The organism is Ralstonia sp. OTU4908 (assembly GCF_038440115.1).
Classification (GTDB): domain Bacteria; phylum Pseudomonadota; class Gammaproteobacteria; order Burkholderiales; family Burkholderiaceae; genus Ralstonia; species Ralstonia pickettii.
In genome coordinates, this window is sequence record NZ_JASATD010000121.1 from 1 (window position 1) to 266 (window position 266).

Here is a 266-nt window from a genome sequence, read left to right on the forward strand (position 1 = left end):
TCTCCTTTCGGAGCGGTTCGGCCCAAGGCGTCCTTGTCTCGTTGTGAATCCTGGCGGGGGCGCGGCTGCGCCTCGGGCTTCATGGCTGCAACCGTCCGGCGAAAACAATTTCCCCGCCGCTGCGCGGCTTCCTCGCGCAGCAAATTCTTTTCGCCTCCCGGCTCTCCACTGCGTTTCGACCGCAAGCGGTGCAGCCAGCCCGTCCCCCGCCGGCCGGATCACAACAAGGACGCGATGGGCGCGAACCTTGTTCAACCGAAAGGAGA

1 pseudogene is annotated in these 266 nt (G+C 65.0%); it reads left to right on the forward strand.

Features of this window, described 5'->3' with window-relative positions:
- Positions 1 to 81: 81 nt before the first annotated feature.
- Positions 82 to 266: pseudogene (locus AAHM38_RS25590) on the forward strand (DUF736 domain-containing protein); the annotation flags it as partial.